At 47.8% G+C, this 16,255-nt stretch carries 13 protein-coding genes; 7 read left to right on the top strand and 6 right to left on the bottom strand.

The annotated features are described in order from the left end of the window. Positions 1 to 37 precede the first annotated feature (37 nt). Positions 38 to 1,246 carry a GGDEF domain-containing protein gene (locus MHB49_RS14115; protein ID WP_405156541.1) on the top strand — a complete coding sequence of 403 codons (1,209 nt, stop codon included), beginning with the start codon at positions 38 to 40 and terminating at the stop codon, positions 1,244 to 1,246. Between the two features lie 98 nt (positions 1,247 to 1,344). Here the strand turns inward: MHB49_RS14115 and MHB49_RS14110 are convergent, their stop codons facing one another. Then, positions 1,345 to 1,866, bottom strand: a complete 522-nt coding sequence (locus MHB49_RS14110; protein ID WP_405156540.1) for a hypothetical protein — start codon at positions 1,864 to 1,866, stop codon at positions 1,345 to 1,347. Between the two features lie 57 nt (positions 1,867 to 1,923). Further along, positions 1,924 to 3,570, bottom strand: coding sequence for a diguanylate cyclase domain-containing protein (locus MHB49_RS14105; protein WP_405156539.1), 1,647 nt, complete (start codon positions 3,568 to 3,570; stop codon positions 1,924 to 1,926). 298 nt (positions 3,571 to 3,868) lie between these two features. On the opposite strand from MHB49_RS14105, the gene MHB49_RS14100 reads away from it, so the two are divergent. Genes MHB49_RS14100 through mnhG form a run of 6 tightly spaced genes read left to right on the top strand, consistent with a single transcriptional unit; the run spans position 3,869 to position 9,777 of the window. After that, positions 3,869 to 6,823, top strand: coding sequence for a Na+/H+ antiporter subunit A (locus MHB49_RS14100; RefSeq protein WP_405157132.1), 2,955 nt, complete (start codon positions 3,869 to 3,871; stop codon positions 6,821 to 6,823). A 1-nt stretch (position 6,824) separates the two neighbouring features. Next, entirely contained in the window at positions 6,825 to 7,163 is a 339-nt protein-coding gene (locus MHB49_RS14095; RefSeq protein ID WP_090896831.1) for a Na(+)/H(+) antiporter subunit C, read from the top strand. Next, entirely contained in the window at positions 7,156 to 8,634 is a 1,479-nt protein-coding gene (locus MHB49_RS14090) for a Na+/H+ antiporter subunit D (RefSeq protein ID WP_405156538.1), read from the top strand. Before MHB49_RS14095 ends, MHB49_RS14090 begins: the two co-directional genes overlap by 8 nt. Before the next feature lie 6 nt (positions 8,635 to 8,640). Next, positions 8,641 to 9,117, top strand: a complete 477-nt coding sequence (locus MHB49_RS14085) for a Na+/H+ antiporter subunit E (RefSeq protein ID WP_405156537.1) — start codon at positions 8,641 to 8,643, stop codon at positions 9,115 to 9,117. Beyond that, complete coding sequence (locus MHB49_RS14080; protein ID WP_247902457.1) at positions 9,117 to 9,401, top strand: Na(+)/H(+) antiporter subunit F1; 285 nt, start codon at positions 9,117 to 9,119, stop codon at positions 9,399 to 9,401. Before MHB49_RS14085 ends, MHB49_RS14080 begins: the two co-directional genes overlap by 1 nt. Further along, a complete protein-coding gene (gene mnhG / locus MHB49_RS14075; RefSeq protein ID WP_405156536.1) occupies positions 9,385 to 9,777 on the top strand; it encodes a monovalent cation/H(+) antiporter subunit G in 393 nt (130 codons plus the stop codon). Before MHB49_RS14080 ends, mnhG begins: the two co-directional genes overlap by 17 nt. A 139-nt stretch (positions 9,778 to 9,916) precedes the next feature. Here the strand turns inward: mnhG and MHB49_RS14070 are convergent, their stop codons facing one another. The 4 genes from MHB49_RS14070 to MHB49_RS14055 form a co-directional block, all read right to left on the bottom strand. Beyond that, the gene (locus MHB49_RS14070) at positions 9,917 to 11,089 is read right to left on the bottom strand and encodes a rhamnogalacturonan acetylesterase (protein ID WP_405156535.1); all 1,173 of its coding nucleotides are present in this window, start codon (positions 11,087 to 11,089) and stop codon (positions 9,917 to 9,919) included. A gap of 42 nt (positions 11,090 to 11,131) precedes the next feature. Then, positions 11,132 to 12,151 carry an alpha/beta hydrolase family protein gene (locus MHB49_RS14065; RefSeq protein ID WP_405156534.1) on the bottom strand — a complete coding sequence of 340 codons (1,020 nt, stop codon included), beginning with the start codon at positions 12,149 to 12,151 and terminating at the stop codon, positions 11,132 to 11,134. A 488-nt stretch (positions 12,152 to 12,639) separates the two neighbouring features. After that, positions 12,640 to 14,907 (bottom strand): MMPL family transporter, encoded by a 2,268-nt coding sequence (locus tag MHB49_RS14060; protein WP_405156533.1) that lies wholly within the window; start codon positions 14,905 to 14,907, stop codon positions 12,640 to 12,642. A gap of 42 nt (positions 14,908 to 14,949) precedes the next feature. Then, complete coding sequence (locus tag MHB49_RS14055) at positions 14,950 to 16,104, bottom strand: type III polyketide synthase (RefSeq protein WP_405156532.1); 1,155 nt, start codon at positions 16,102 to 16,104, stop codon at positions 14,950 to 14,952. Between the last annotated feature and the right edge of the window lie 151 nt (positions 16,105 to 16,255).

The following is a 16,255-nucleotide window of genomic DNA, read 5'->3' as shown; positions in this document are numbered from 1 at the left end:
GCCCTTATGTAAGCTTTGTTTTCATATAACAAATTAAATGATTTGCGTTTTGCACAATGTGTTTTATAATCAGATTATACGAGAGCGGCGTCTGTCGTATCATTATGATGCAGTCAGCGGTGATATATTGAAAAGTCCCCATTCACACAGCAACCATATCCCAACTGAGTACGAATTCAAGCATTCCAAATGGATTAAAAAAATGCTTCGCGCTTACTGGGTCGTCGTTTTAACGCATGTTGTCATTCAAATAGGCTGCTTTCTGTTTCTGGATTATGACCGTACTCCGGAAGATTTCATAATTCATGTTTTATTTTGGCCTACATTAGCCAGCACCTTAGCTATTCTAATCGCCAGTTGGGTAGAAAATCGTTTTATTTCATTTTCCTTCTATTCCATGTCCATGGCCAGCACGGTGATTGCTTGGACCATCATTTATGTCAATTACGACATTCGTATCATCCTAGCCATTTGTCTGCTGCCGATCTTCGCCTCGGTTCTGTTCTTCAGCAAGAAAAGGGTATGGACGGTATGCCTGATGCAAATGATTGGCTATCTTCTCGTACTCTGCGACCCAGCTTATAGGCTGTACTTGTCTTCCTTTGACATGGTTTCCATTCCGGCTTTTCTCATTATAGGTACATATGTTGCACAACTGATTGTTACGAGCGGCGTCGAGGTACTGGATGATCTTCAAGCCAGTATGCTCGCCAAGCAGGATCTGATTGTGCGAAACGCAATTATGAGCAAGCAGTCCAAGACAGACGGGTTAACCAATCTGTATAATCAAAGCTCCTTTAAGGACTACTATGAGAAAGCGTTTGAGTATGCCAAAAATGGCATGAGTCTACACCTGGCTCTGATTGATATTGACAACTTCAAGTCTATTAATGATACATATGGGCATCGGGTGGGAGACGCCATTTTGGAGAGAGTTTCTTTGGTCATTCAGGAGAACATCACATCAAGCGATATCGCCGCGCGTTATGGTGGAGAAGAATTTGCACTGTTAATGTTTGAGCAACCTATCGAGCAGGCATATGCCTTGGTGGAGCAGATCCGTAAGAAGATCGCCCGACTTGTTCATCTGGAGCTCGAAGGGGCTTATATCACGGTGAGTGTCGGCCTCAAAAGCTACAGCAGCCATCTGAACAAGGACAAACTGTTTGAGGAAGTGGATGCATATCTGTATGCAGCCAAACGAACAGGTAAAAATAAAACGGTAACATCCCTTGATCCGATTTAGCTTTCCAAAATAACGCAAAAAAAGTAGTGCTGCTCACCGGGGAACCGGTTGTACAGCACTACTTTTTTACTGCTAATCGTCATTCCGCATTGATCGGTTTACTCTGCCCATTCCCAGCGTTTTGTATTTTGCTCCAGCTTCGGATGGAGCTTAACGGGCTCTCCATCAATAATCAGACGTACTTCCTTAATCCAATCTTTGAATGAGTCAAATGCTGCGAACTGATTCGCCATTTCCACTGTGAGATACAGGAAATGAGGAGCAGGATATTCTTCTGCCATATGACGCAAGGCTGCTTCAATCGGCGTATACTTCTTTCGCTTGCCTTCCCAGCCTTCCACCCGTACGCGGGAAGATGTATGTTCCCTTCTCCAGTCATGTAGGCGGTCTTCTCTTTTGTAAAAAGGCTGCACACCATCCTTGCTCATTCGCTTCACCGTATTCTCATGCAGCGGATACAGCACAAGTTGAACAAAGGAACGTGTGTCCGCAATAGCAGCAGCATGTTCAAGCTGCTCATCCGTTACATGCTCAAAGGAATCATAGAAAATCAGCGTGCCTTTCCGTGCCGCAGGGGGCGGTTCATAGCCATAGGGTACATTGGTATATTTTCCTGACATCTCATCGCTCCTAGCATATATGCTGTACAGTTACCTCATAATTTAATTTATACTATATTATTCACCAACTGTGTTCTTCAATTCAGGATAGAATGTCATTCTATTTTTGCCTGCCCTTTTCGATTCATACAGCGCCTCATCTGCCATGCGAATTATTTCACTCGGATTGTCACTATTGGCAGGATACTCAGCGCCTCCAATGCTGCAACCAATATGAATTCGTTCGTATTCAATAATAAACGGCTTATTTAGACTCCGAATGATATCCTCTGCATAGGTACCAGCTTCTTCTCTTGGATTGCTTCCCGTAGAGCGGAGTACAATGAGGAACTCATCTCCGCCAAGCCTTACCGTGATCCCCTTATCCTGCTTGAGACTGGTTAAACGTTGTGCCACTTTTTGCAGCAGGATGTCTCCCGTCTGGTGACCGAGTGTATCATTCACACTTTTGAAACCGTCCAAATCAAGGTACAGAAAAGTTAAGGTGTGATCCATACTTTCCGATTCCAGTGATTTCTCCAAATATAATTCCAGTGCAGTTCGATTGGGGAGCCCTGTCAATTGATCATAATGCGCAAGATTCTGCATAACCACCAGCTCCGAATCCTTATTCGTTAGCGAGGTTAGCATATCCTCAAGGGAACGCGACAGCACTTCAATTTCCCGAAAGCCTCGGTTTTCGGGAATCTGCACTTGTTCTCCAGCACCAAGTCGATTCGCCACTTGAGTCAGCCGTGCAATTGGAGCCGAAATCTGGCGGGAAATCAGCCAGCCAATCACTGCAAACAGCACCGTAACCAAGAGTCCTGCCCATACATTGAACCAGAGCATGTCAGTCACGGAAGAAAAAGCGGTTGATTTGAGCTGACGGATAACCACCGTCCACCCAAGACCGGGATAGTCCAGATGGCCCTGGCTAGTCGCAAATCCGGTTACATATTCTTTTCCATCCGGCCATTCTTCTATGGACCAGCTGCTTTTGTTCAGTCTTGCCCTTTCAATGCCGGATAACTTCAAAGGACGACCAATCCAGTCTTTAGGACCAAGCAGCACCGTATTTTCCTTTTGGCTGACAATAAACATCTGGATGTCCTTTTCTTCATATTTCAGCGGTTTCAGGACACTGTCCTCCATTTCCTTCGCCCAGGCCCAGCTCAAATGTGCGGCAAGTACACCAGCAATCTCTCCATTCTTGTATTTTACCGGAAAGCTGATATCGACAAATTGCAACGGTTCGCCAGTTGGATTAGGAAGCAGCTTCGCCAGCAGGACTGCATCATGTACATCTCCAATAAATTTACCCTTGATTCCCTCTTGATACACAGGGCGTTCAGATAAATTTTCACCGCGCAATATGCCGTCTGTTGAAGCCAGTACTTTTCCTTTCGAATTCATGAATCCAACCCATGAGAATGTGGGAAAGCTATCTTGAAGCTGATCAAGCAGCTGCTGCATTTCGGCAGGCTGAAAACGGTCTCTCAGGGCAATCATTTGGTCCAGCAGATCCAATTCGCTTGAGCGCGACCACATGAATCGATCCATCTTGTCTGAAGTCTGAGAAGCCGTGCTGATGAGGGAATGACCAATCTCCGTCTCGACAGCAATGGATGATTTTTGACTGAGAATATAACCTATCGTGAGTGTAACCAGCAGGGATAACACAGCGAAGGTCATGGTGAGAACAGTTTTAAGCTTGAATGACATAATTGCCTCCAATAAATGGTGAAAACATCTTGCTTTTTCAACATTGTCATGCTGTAAAAACCACGTAATGTCACCTATTCGTTTTCATCTTTATCGGAAATAATGTCTTTTTTCATTATACATATCCATACAATATGGGAACGCTATTTGCACCCTGTTTCTTCCATTCAAAGAATAGTCACGATTCTGTATATACATACTTGGGTTATGAATATAAAGAGCAAGCATGTCACATCGCTGATCGCGCCTGCTCATTACAACAAAGAGCACTAGAAATTCAGTCATTGGAGGTGTAATGTTGAGCCTGCTTCATGTTGCTGTAATTCTGCCTTTTGCCGCTGGTATTGTACTTGCCATGCTGCATCGTTTCTTCCGAAAAACCCATATGGGATGGCTGGTTTTATTTGTCCCTGCCTTATTATTTGTTTATTTTGCGAGCCTCGTACCCGCTGTGTCTCAGCGAAACACGGTATCTGGGTATCTCCCCTGGATTCCTTCACTGGACATTGGATTCAATCTATATCTGGATGGTCTAAGTCTGCTGCTGACTTTGTTAATCACGGGAGTAGGGTCTCTTGTCGTCCTTTACTCCATTTACTACATGGATGCCAAAGAAGCCTTGAACCGCTTTTACTTGTATCTGCTGATGTTTATGGGAGCCATGCTTGGCGTGGTGCTATCAGACAATATGATTGTGTTGTACGGATTCTGGGAGTTGACCAGTATTACGTCCTTTCTCCTGATCGCTTTTCACTACAAACGCAAAGCGTCCACCTCAGGCGCACAGAAGTCGTTCCTCATTACCGTATTTGGCGGTTTCGCCATGCTTGCCGGATTCATGCTGATGTATCTTATGACGGGTACATTCAGCATCCGGGCAACCATTACGGAATGGGGACAGATTCAGAGTAGTGAACTGTTTTTGCCCGCTCTGGTGCTCATACTAATCGGGGCCTTCACGAAATCGGCGCAGTTCCCTTTCCACATCTGGCTGCCTGACGCCATGGAAGCTCCAACACCCGTCAGCGCCTATCTGCATTCGGCTACCATGGTCAAGGCGGGACTCTATGTCGTAGCACGATTTACACCAATCTTTGGTGGACAGGGATTATGGTTCTGGCTTGTCACCGGGGTTGGACTGCTCACCCTGTGTTATGGATCATTCCTTGCCGTGAAAAAAACTGACCTTAAGGCTATTCTGGCCTATTCAACCATTTCACAGCTTGGTCTAATCATGTCCCTGCTCGGCGTTGGCTCTGCGGCCATCTATTTCGGATATGGCGAATCCTCCGCGATGTACACAGTTGCCATTACGGCAGCACTGCTTCATCTGTTCAATCACGCTACCTTCAAAGCGGCACTATTCATGGTTGTTGGCGTTGTGGATCATGAGACAGGCACGCGCGATATAAGGAAACTCGGCGGACTTGCTTCATTTATGCCAGTGACCTTTACGGTAGCGCTCGTCGGAGCACTCGCCATGGCCGGAATTCCGCCTTTTAATGGATTTCTCAGCAAGGAGCTGTTCTTCCAGGCTATGGTGGAAGTAACACACCTTAGCATCTTTGGACTCGGGTCATGGAGTGTGCTCTTACCTGTGTTCGCCTGGCTCGCAAGTGTGTTCACTCTGATCTATGCGCTTATTATTGTGTTCAAAACATTCCTTGGCCGCACGCGCAGCGAGCTTCCTGTCGAGAAGCTGCACGAAGCTCCAGTCGGTATGCTGATTTCTCCAGTTATTCTCGTAATACTCGTCATCCTATTCGGCTTGTTCCCGAATCTGCTGGCTGGATCATTAATTGAACCGGCGATGGCTGCTGTACTTCCATCACTGCTGAACGGAAATGAACACTTTGATGTTCACTTCTCCCTCTGGCATGGCATTACACCGGAATTAATCATGACTATCGGTGTTATCGCCCTTGGTATTACATTGTACAAACTGCTGCCTCGCTGGAGAACGATTTATGAGCACTACCCTCAAGCTTTAACGATAAACAATATGTATCATGTCGTACTCGATAATCTTCAGCATTATGCACGCAAATGGACGGAAGCCTATATGAATGGCTCGGTTCGTAATTATCTGGTGTACATTTTCTCGTTCACCGTAGCATTGCTGGTGTATGCTTTTTTCCGCTCAGGGGAAAATATCACCTGGAATTTCAAGGGTAATGCCCCCTTCTCTTTCTATGAAGCAGTACTGCTCGTCGCACTGATTGCGGCAGCGGTATCGATCCCTTTTGCCAAAAACAGGCTATCCGCCGTCATTATGACAGGCGCAGTAGGCTACCTCGTTACTTTACTGTTCGTGCTGTTCCGAGCGCCGGATCTGGCATTGACTCAGATGATTGTCGAAACGGTATCCGTTGCGTTATTCCTGCTCTGCTTCTACCATCTGCCTGAACTGCAACGGGGCAAATCAAGCCGACGTTATCTTCGTGTGAATATGATTGTTGCGGTTGCAGTTGGGATCGTAATGACCTTTGTTGCCTTGGCAGCGAGCGGAACCGCGTCACTGGAGAGCATTTCCGACTTTTTCATTCAGGAGAGCTACAACTTGGCTGGCGGTAAAAATGTCGTCAACGTGCTACTGGTAGACTTCCGAGGATTCGATACCTTACTCGAGATAATGGTGCTTGGGGTGGCTTCACTGTCCATCTATTCCATGATTAACTTGAATCTCGAAGCGAGGGACCTTGGCGCTAGACTGAAATTTCGCAAGAAAGAACAGACTGAAGAAACCGAAGAAGATACGGATGACAAATCGGACAATACGAAAAAGTATGGCAACCGTGAACACAGCTCGTCAACGTGGGATACCGTACCACTTCAAAGCAACGATGTATTGTTGCAAACGACGACCAAAGTTGTTGTCTTTATCATTCTGACATTCGCGCTGCATCTGTTCTTCGCAGGACATCATAACCCGGGTGGCGGGTTTATTGGAGGCCTGGTAACCGCCGCAGGTCTGGTTTTAATTGCGCTGGCGTTCAGTACAGATACCGTACGCAAAGCGTTACCTATTGATTTTCGCACCTTGACAGCCATCGGGCTGGGCATCGCCTTATTGACTGGAGCAGGTTCGTTTTTGTTCGGCGTACCCTTCCTCAGTCAGACCTTTGGTTACTTCGATCTTCCAATACTTGGAGAGACGGAACTTGCAACTGCGATGCTGTTTGACCTCGGCGTATATCTCGCCGTTCTGGGAGTCACCATGAATATCATTCTACAGATCGGGGAGGATCGCTGATATGGAAATATTGATGTGTGTGGCCGTTGGCATTTTGTTTGCAGTCGCCGTCTTTTTAATCTTATCGCGGAGCCTGCTCCGAATTGTGCTCGGCATGTCCATACTCACTCACGGGGTGCATCTGCTGCTGATTACGATGTCCCGTCTCAAAACGGGAGCACCGCCGCTGCTTGGGGAACACGCAGAACGCTACGTCGATCCACTTCCCCAGGCGCTAATATTAACATCCATTGTCATTAATTTCGGACTTACCGCCTTTTTCTTTGTACTCTCCTATCGATCCTATTTGAAGCTGAAAACAGACGATATGGAAGAAGTAAGGGGGCGTCCTTATGAATAATCTCGTTGTTCTGCCCATTCTGCTGCCACTGATTACCGGGGTTATAGCCCTTCTGTTCTTCCGGCGGATAAGCATCCAGCGGGTTGTGAGTGTTGTTGGCCTTTTGCTGACAGCAGCCGCTTCAATCATGCTGATTACTCAAGTGGCACAGTCCGGCATACAGACACTCAATATGGGAGGTTGGGAACCACCCTACGGGATTGTACTTGTTGCAGATATGGTATCGGCCTTGCTCGTTGTGGCCGCTTCGATCATTGCACTGGCGTGTCTGCTCTATGCCTTCCGCAGTGTGAATAAGGAACGGGAAGAACATCATTTTTACCCGTTCTTTCATTTCCTGATTGCGGGCGTGAACGGTTCGTTTCTTACCGGAGACCTGTTTAACCTGTTTGTTTGCTTTGAACTGATGCTCATCTCTTCTTATGCACTGATTGTATTAGGAGGTACGGAAAGACAACTACGGGAAACGATCAAGTATGTCTTGATTAACATTGTTTCTTCAGCGCTTTTTGTAGCTTCTATTGGCTTCCTCTATTCTGTTACCGGCACATTAAACATGGCCGACTTGTCCAATCGGATCGCCGAAGTTGGGCAGAGTGGAGTCATCACCTTGATCGCTGTCCTCTTCCTGATCGTATTCAGCATTAAGGCCGGACTGTTCCTGTTTTTCTGGTTGTCCGGCTCTTACGCAGCCCCTCCGGCAGTGGTCACCGCCCTATTCGCCGGTTTGCTGACCAAAGTTGGCCTGTACGCCATTGTGCGAACATTCACACTGATTTTCTATCACGATCCGGACTTCTTCCACGCCCTTATCGGCTGGATGGCTGGAGCAACGATGGTTCTAGGGGTAATCGGGGCAATTTCCTATCGTGACGTCAATAAAATTCTAATCTACAACGTGATCGCAGGGGTGGGATTTGTAGCCTTCGGGATGGCTGCTGCCAGCCGTCCTGCACTGGAAGGTCTGCTCTTCTACATGCTGCATGATATGCTCATCAAAACACTGCTATTCCTGCTCGGGGGCGCTCTGATCGCGGTCGCAGGCACCTCCAAGCTCGACAATATGGGCGGGCTGATTCACCGCTATCCACTGCTTGGCTGGATGTTCTTCATCAGCGCACTTGCTCTGGCAGGTATTCCTCCGTTCAGTGGATTTCCTGGGAAATTGTTGCTATTTGAAGGCGGTTTGCAGGCAGGTCTGTACGGACTGACAGGCATCGCCGTCCTGTCCAGTCTGCTGATGTTGTATTCGGTTCTTCGCATCTTCATCCAGGCGTTCTGGGGTGAACCGCCGACAGGCGCAGTGAGAAGACCTTATGCCGTGAACGGCCTGCTCATCCCTGCCGGAATTCTGTTTGTGTTCATCATCGCGATGGGTGTGGGGGCTGAGGGCATGTTCCAACTGACCTCCCGCGCAGGCGACATTCTGCTGCATCCCAATGTTTATATTGATGCAGTGTTGAAGGAGTAGATGCGTATGGCCTTTCAGATTGTACTGAATCTGATCATTACCTTTGTGTGGATGTTTCTGAATAACGCGTGGAATGGTGTTGGTTTTCTCACGGGTTTTCTGCTGGGTCTGCTGCTGATTGGGAGCATGCGACGTTTCTTTCCGCAACGCTTCTATATCGTTCGTGTCTGGGCGATCATCAAGCTGATTGTCTTACTGTTCAAGGAACTGGTGCGGGCCAGTATTGAAGTTATTCGCCAGATTGTGAAGCCGAAGCTGGATATTCGACCCGGCATATTCACCTATCAGACACAGCTGTCCTCTGACTGGGAAGTTACATTGCTGTGCCTACTCATTTCACTAACACCAGGTTCCCTGCCATTGGAAATTTCCGGAAATCAACGCAAATTGTTTATTCACGCACTGGATATCAAAGACGAACAGAAAATGAGTGATGATATCAAAAATACGTTCGAAAAAGCCATTATGGAGGTGACACGATAATGTTATCCTCACTGTTGTTCATTTCCCTGCTTATTCTCTCGTTGGCCATTCTGGGCTGTCTGTACCGGGTGCTGCGGGGACCCTCCATGGCAGACCGGATTACGGCACTGGATACGATCGGTATTAACGTCATTGCCATCGTTGCTGTTCTATGCATGATGCTTCATACCCAAGCTTATCTGGATATTATTCTGTTGATTGGTATTCTCGCTTTTCTAAGCACTGTTGCATTTGCACGATACATTGAACGGGGGGCGGTATTCAAAAATGAAGGAGATCGTTGATGGAACCGCCGGACTTGTCATTGGGCTCATTGTCTTGCTTGGAGCACTACTGAGTGCATTTAGCGCGTTCGGATTAATCCGGCTGCCCGATGTATATTTACGAGCGCATGCCGCCACCAAAAGCACTACACTCGGCGTACTTTGTGTGCTGAGCGGAGCGTTTCTCTTCTTCTGGTATTACGATAACTATATCAGCGCCAGGGTATTGCTCGGCATTATGTTTGTCTTTATCACAGCACCGGTAGCCGGACATCTGAACGGGCGGGCTGCCTATCGCACAGACGTACCTTTATGGGAGCAGAGTGTGCAGGATGAACTTGAACCGCTCTTGAAAGGTAAAAAGGTCAACCACGAGGCCAAGGATATGATGGAATAATCACTTGGTTCTTACAATCAGATACCCCCGGGACATGCTGCATATTACGTGCTGTCCCGGGGGTATGTTGGTTTATACGATTCAGCTTAGTCCAATCTATGTTTGTGGAGCAGTGGAACGAAGCTTTATTTTAACCGGCTCAAAATCCGTCCAGTCCCTGTCTTCTCAGATCGGCAGCAACGATTCTTGCAAGCTGGGAAGCCCCTTCCCGATTCGGATGCAGCGTATCCCCTGTCATATACAAGGCCAGTGTTGCAGCAGGTCCAATGGAAGTGAAATAAGTGGAACTGAGTTTGTTCAGTTCTACAAGTGTCACGCCCTCTTCCTGCGCCAGTGCACGCGTTGATGCATTGTACCAGCGATTTTCCGCAGTATGCACATTGGATGAATTGAAATCAGTTGCCCGACCCTGAGGCGTCGATAGAATGACGGTGGCTCCTTTATTTTTGGCCTGACGTACCATGTCGCGCATGATCTCCTTGAACTCCGCTTCCGTTGTATTGTTCTTGGCATTTGTATCATTAATCCCTAATTGCAAAATAAAGTAGTCTCCTGGTTTAATATACTTCAGAATGGCTTCCATCTGACCATCATCTCGGAAACCTCTGGCAATTTGGCCACTTGAGGCCATATTGCGAATCTGAAATGTACTGGTATTCACGTAGGAAGGAAACAGCTGGCCCCAGCCACCCTGTACACTGGTGCTGAGCGGATAATAATTGCAGACTGTTGAATCGCCGCCAATATAGATCGTACGGTTGTTCACCGTCTGATTCGATATTTTCCGGATTTCAAGTGCGCTGAGTGTAAATGCCGTGCCTTCTTTTCCTTCCGTTACCAGCAGATTTAACTGCCCATCCGTCACCGGAATTTGAAATTGATCAGTCGCCCCATTACCCGTCATATTAATGATTTGGTATACCCCTTCTGCTGCCACACTTGATCTGGCTGTATTGCCCAGGATCACTTTGACTTCGTACAGACCATTGGACAGATCCACATTAAACGTATTCGTACTCTTCGTTCCAAAAGTTACAAACTGTACGGCATCGCTTGCAACACCTGTTCCAGAGGCAGTGACATTACGCATATTGGCAGGTGTATTAAATCCATAACCTTTCGCTGAAGTGTAGGCCTCTGTTGCTGATACACCAGTGTAACCGTTCTCAACTGCACCCGCGCCAAAGTCAAATTTGTACTCATTCGCGGCAGCTTGGGCGACCTGTCCTCCATTAGCTGCCAGAGCACCTCCAATCAGACTAGTAAACAGGGTAAGACAGAGCAAATACCGCACGGATTTTGACCATTTCATAACTAAACTCTCCTCTCAAAGGTTCATTTATATAGGATTGCCCTACAGAACATTATCCAGCCAGTCATAGGCTTTCGCTCCACTGATCTCATGGCCACCTGTAAAAAAGTCTGCATCGAGCCATTTCTGTGCTCCCGCCTGTTCATAAATTTCTGTCAATCGTGTATAAGCTTCTTTTGCTGTTGGCAGCGGAAATACCTGATCTTCACTTCCAGCTTCAATAAATAGCGGCCTCGGTGCGATCAGCCCTATGATATCCGGCAGCTCTGCCTCCCTCAGAATTCCTGGAATGTAATTGTCGAGACAATGATTTCTATCCAATATGCTGCCTTGGAATGTACTTGCGTAACCACTCACGACAGCCGCACGGCAGCGTTCATCCAGCGCAGCAGTGAATGCCGTCACAAGTCCGCCACCCGAGATGCCCATGCTGCCGATCCGTGCTGGATCAGCTTCAGGACGTGTGGTTACGTAATCCAGTACACGCATCGTTTCATAGATTCGGTGCCCAGCAAGCGTCTGCCCTGTCATGAGCAGATGGGCGGCAATTTTGGTACATGAGCTTGCGCCGGGTGGTGCATCTCGATCCTCCTCCAGCCTGCGGTCACCAAATCCAAGCAATTCAGGCGCCGCAACCACATATCCACGCTGTACAAGAGCGACGGCAAAGTCTTTATGCAAGCCAGGCTCTCCACTACGCGGTGAACCGTCGGGTTCCATACCTGAGATCTCTCTGCTGCCATACCCGTGTCCATGACAGGCTATAATGGCTGGGCGTGATTCTTTGGTAGCGCTTACCATATCCGGTATCAGCATATAAATGGGCATGCGCAGCCCCGCATAGGTCGTAATCTCAACCCGTTCTCGGATATAGCCGTCACATACAGTGCGTTCGAGCAATACGGGATTCAGCTCCGCCGCCACGGACGGGAAACCGCCCAGCCGTTCTATAATCCGTGTGCGCAACTGGCTGCGCCATTGCTCAAGAGCTTGGCCCGCCTGATAAGCGGAACGTCCGCGCGGGGTTGTTTGTTTTTGCAGATAGGATTCAATATCCGACATTACCGTTCATCCCTCCAGTGGATTCAATTGATATATAAATTGAACTAAAGAATATTTACACTTGCCACTCCGATGACAGAACAACCTTCCGATCGCTGTTATCCCCAGATTTTTTGAATTCCCTTTTTCAAAGGGGAACATCCGGGGATAAAGGCGAGGTGTATGCTTCCGATGCAGCTTTCTTCCTTCCATAAAGCTTGCAGCTCCGCTTCTTCAGGTTATTTCTGTCCTCTCCGTTCTCGTGTACATGTTTTGTTCAATTTATATAGACGTATGTAAAAAGATATATGTTGGACTTGTCCAGTCTATTATAAATCACAGTACAGTCGGTGAATTGAACATTATTGCCTGTTTTGGGCTGAATTCACACTATTTTGATGAAAAAAAGGATGTTCTCACATACCTGATCTTCAGGCTCCGAGAACATCCTTATTGATCATGTCTCTAAACTGTACACGTCATAATAGCAAGTTTCACGAACGATGATGTCAGTCTTTATTCCCTGTCCCTGGTAGCCACCAATTCCATCTGCCCATCAGTTTCATGAGTGCTGGAACCAATACCAGACGGATCATGGTTACATCAAGGAACACCGCCGCGGTAATTCCGATTCCCAGCTGTTTGACACCCGCCACGTCAGCAAAGGCAAATGGGACAGTCACTGCCAGCAGAATCGCCGCTGCCGATGTAATGAGACGTCCGGTTGAAGCCAGTCCTTGCTGTACGGCCAGATCACTATCTCCTGTTCGTCTGTAAACCTCCTGAATGCGAGTCAGCATAAATACGCCATAGTCCATCGAGATTCCAAATACAAGCCCGGCAATGAATACGGGAATCATGATCGCAATTGCCGATGACTCCATGCCAAAATGTCCCTGATTGAACACGAGGACGAGCACGCCGAACGAAGCAGCCAGGCTGAGCAGATTCATCAGAATGGCTTTGATTGGAATAAGCAATGACCGGAAAGCAGCGAGCAATACGAGATAATTCGATACCACAACAAACACCAGCACTTTGGGCAGTTGTCCAGAGACCTCTTGCATGATTTCATGCTGCATGACTGCTTCTCCCCCATAACGCAGGGGGATGAAGGGAATGGAGTTAGCGATGTCCTTTGCCCTTATCTGTTCGAGCCAGGATGCAGCCTCATCGGAACCAGGTGCTCCGTGAATGGAAGCTACAATACGAATAGAGTAGTCGGACACATATGAACGCAGCCAAGCAGGCGGCTGAGATGCGGTTTCTTTCAGTGCTTCACGCAAAGATAGTGATGGAATGTTCATTTGCGATTTGATATGAGTTTGAGCTTGGTCTGAGAGCTTGTCCGGCAGCATGATTCCCCATGCGGATTCAACAGCAATCACATTCGAATCCTGCTGAAGCTCTCGCATTTTACTCCATGCCATTCGCCAGTGGTATGAGGTCAACGGCTCTGCCGTTCCGCCAATTACAATCTCTACAGCAGAGACGTCCTTTTGTCCAAAAATGCGCTGAATCTGCTCTGCCGCTTGGCGAGACTCCATTCTGTCAGGCAAAGAAGAAGCATCCGGAATGGCGATCTCTAACCGGGCAACCGGTAGAACAAAAATAAGCAGCGCACCCGTTCCAAGCAGAGCCATCCGAACAGGCCGTTTCATAATCATGCCTGACCAGAATGACCAGATCGAACGTGACTGCAGCGTTTGTTGGTACTGCCCCTGTTTTGAGGAGATAAAATTCCCAGATGGTTGTCTAAAGATTCTCACAGAATATAGGGATAGAATGGCTGGCAGCAATGTTATATTTAGCAGGACCGATATGACCAGTACGATAATGGCTCCCAGGGAAACACTCAGGAACATCGGCAATCTAATCCATAGCAGACCGAGCAGTCCTAACAGCACACAAGCCGCAGAAAAGAATACGGCTCTTCCCGCGGTGCACAGCATTCTCTGGAGAAGTTCCTCGTCCCCCATAACTGTTTCTTCACTATTCTGACCACGTTGGAGTTCCTCCCTGAATCTGCTGAGAATAATCAGGGCAAAGTCTATGCTGAGCGCCATTCCCACCATCGGAATGACGTTGATTACAAAGTTGGAGAGCGCCGAATGGTAACCCATCAGGGATGTAACTCCCATTGCCGTTATGACGCCGGATACTCCCATCATGACTGCAATCAGCGCTGCATAAAGTCCTCTAAATGCAAAACACAAAATAAAAAAGGCAAGCGGCAATCCCACAACCTCTGCCCGTTCCAAATCGCGAAAACTGAGACGGTTTACATCCTGCTGTACAACAGATTTCCCAGTTATTCGGATCGTTCCCGGACCGTCTGTTGTAAGCAAGGAACGCAGCTGTTCAAGCGGAGGACCCATCTTGTGAGGCGGAACATCAAACGCCAGCAAAGCATACGCCGCATCCCCCCGCAGCATTAGGCTATCACGCGATTCAAGTGGAGAGATGATGGACGTTACACTTGAAAGTGTATGCACTTGTTGCAGACGATCTTTAATCCAATCCCGGAATTCGGCGGGGGTAGTGCCTGTCTTTTTTTCAAATAGAAGAATAACCGGATCAGCAGGAACATGGAACTCTTCCTCCAGAATAAGCTCTACAGCATGAGCATCTCCCTGGTTCAAATTCAATCCATGATCCTGGACAATGCCAGGCAGCTTCCACGCCCAGACGGCTGACATCCCGATGACAAATACCCAGCTGAGAATAATAAACCGCGGATATCGGCTAATGAGGACAGCAAGGCTGCGATAACCCATACCCAAGCTCCTCTGATATCAGAATGGTAGATTCTTTTCTTTTTAAATCATGCCTTGATTCACTGGTTCTCTTTCCTCAACGGGTGCAGGAATATAAGTAAAAGGAAGCAATTCTGCCGTAAGTCCCGGTCCAAAGGCAAGGGCAATTCCGCTGGAGGCTTCTTCCCTTTTACAATAATCATGGCGGATGGCTTGTAAAACAAACAAAATCGTCACAGAGGATAAATTTCCATAATCCCGTAAAATGTTTCGGCTGTATGCGACCGTCTCATCCGACAGCTTGTACAGCTTTTGCACCGCGTCCACAATGCCTCGGCCTCCAGGGTGGATCGCCCAGATCTCCGGCAGATTACTTCCGTTCAGTGATCGTTCAAGCTCTGGACCAAGATGTAAACCGAGAAGCTTCGGAATCTGTGGTGAGAGATACAGATCGAATCCGGTGTTGCCGACTTCCCAGATCATCTCTTCCGAACAGTCTGGCAGCAGCGCGGATTGCCCGTTACCCAATCTGAACAGTTCTTTGCGTCCTGTTCCGGACAGGCCCACAACACAGGCAGATGCACCATCCCCGAAGAAGGACGCTGCAAACAGGTCATCCCGCTTGGCGGAAGGCTGAAAGTGAAGGGTGCACAGCTCCACACATACGATAAGAACCTTGGCATCTTTATCACTCGTTACAATCGAATTCGCCAACTGTACAGCCTTCAGACCAGCAGCGCATCCTTGGAAAACAAGCGGAATTCGGTTTATGCGCGGCGCTAGTTCAAGCTGCTGAATCAGTCGTACATCAAGACCAGGCAGGAATTGCCCTGTACAGCTGACCGTAATAAGATGTGTAATTTCCGAATTTGAAACGACAGCATCCTCAAGTGCCTGATGTGCTGCCTGAATTCCAAGCGGAACGGCAGCCTTCTTATATTTGGCCATACGTTCAGCTGTGGTTGGAACATTCTCCATCTGAGTAAAGGGCAGATAACGGCAAGACTCTACAGGCTCCAGCAGGTTCGGTTCACATGTATAACGTGTCTCGACACCACACTGGTTGAATATACGCTTGGCCCATCGTCTGGAATCTGGTTCATGCTCCAGCGCTTGTGCGAGCCGAGCAGAGACATCCTTTTGCTCAATGCGGTGAACAGGCAATGCTGTTCCAATTCCCATGATACTTGCGGTTAAGGTTCCATCACGTTGGTTCATCGGCTCCAACCTCCTTATATATAAAATAGGTTCATGTCACATGTGCAGGATATAGTACAAGTCTATTCGAGACTTACCCCCTTTATGTTCACAAAACAAGCAAAGACGGACAACATATGCGAATTCCGCACATGTTGTCCGTCTTATTAAA

Origin of the sequence: Paenibacillus sp. FSL K6-0108 (assembly GCF_045040695.1) — a bacterium.
Taxonomy (GTDB): Bacteria; Bacillota; Bacilli; order Paenibacillales; family Paenibacillaceae; genus Paenibacillus; species Paenibacillus pabuli_B.
This window is presented reverse-complemented; position numbering and strand designations above follow the sequence as displayed.

What these genes read in the sequence shown, in the direction of transcription:
- MHB49_RS14115 (WP_405156541.1), top strand. Translation starts at nt 38, where the DNA reads ATGATTTGCGTTTTGCACAATGTGTTTTATAATCAGATTATACGAGAG.
- MHB49_RS14110 (WP_405156540.1), bottom strand. Translation starts at nt 1,866, where the DNA reads ATGTCAGGAAAATATACCAATGTACCCTATGGCTATGAACCGCCCCCT.
- MHB49_RS14105 (WP_405156539.1), bottom strand. Translation starts at nt 3,570, where the DNA reads ATGTCATTCAAGCTTAAAACTGTTCTCACCATGACCTTCGCTGTGTTA.
- MHB49_RS14095 (WP_090896831.1), top strand. Translation starts at nt 6,825, where the DNA reads ATGGAAATATTGATGTGTGTGGCCGTTGGCATTTTGTTTGCAGTCGCC.
- MHB49_RS14090 (WP_405156538.1), top strand. Translation starts at nt 7,156, where the DNA reads ATGAATAATCTCGTTGTTCTGCCCATTCTGCTGCCACTGATTACCGGG.
- MHB49_RS14085 (WP_405156537.1), top strand. Translation starts at nt 8,641, where the DNA reads ATGGCCTTTCAGATTGTACTGAATCTGATCATTACCTTTGTGTGGATG.
- MHB49_RS14080 (WP_247902457.1), top strand. Translation starts at nt 9,117, where the DNA reads ATGTTATCCTCACTGTTGTTCATTTCCCTGCTTATTCTCTCGTTGGCC.
- mnhG (WP_405156536.1), top strand. Translation starts at nt 9,385, where the DNA reads ATGAAGGAGATCGTTGATGGAACCGCCGGACTTGTCATTGGGCTCATT.
- MHB49_RS14070 (WP_405156535.1), bottom strand. Translation starts at nt 11,089, where the DNA reads ATGAAATGGTCAAAATCCGTGCGGTATTTGCTCTGTCTTACCCTGTTT.
- MHB49_RS14065 (WP_405156534.1), bottom strand. Translation starts at nt 12,151, where the DNA reads ATGTCGGATATTGAATCCTATCTGCAAAAACAAACAACCCCGCGCGGA.
- MHB49_RS14060 (WP_405156533.1), bottom strand. Translation starts at nt 14,907, where the DNA reads ATGGGTTATCGCAGCCTTGCTGTCCTCATTAGCCGATATCCGCGGTTT.
- MHB49_RS14055 (WP_405156532.1), bottom strand. Translation starts at nt 16,104, where the DNA reads ATGAACCAACGTGATGGAACCTTAACCGCAAGTATCATGGGAATTGGA.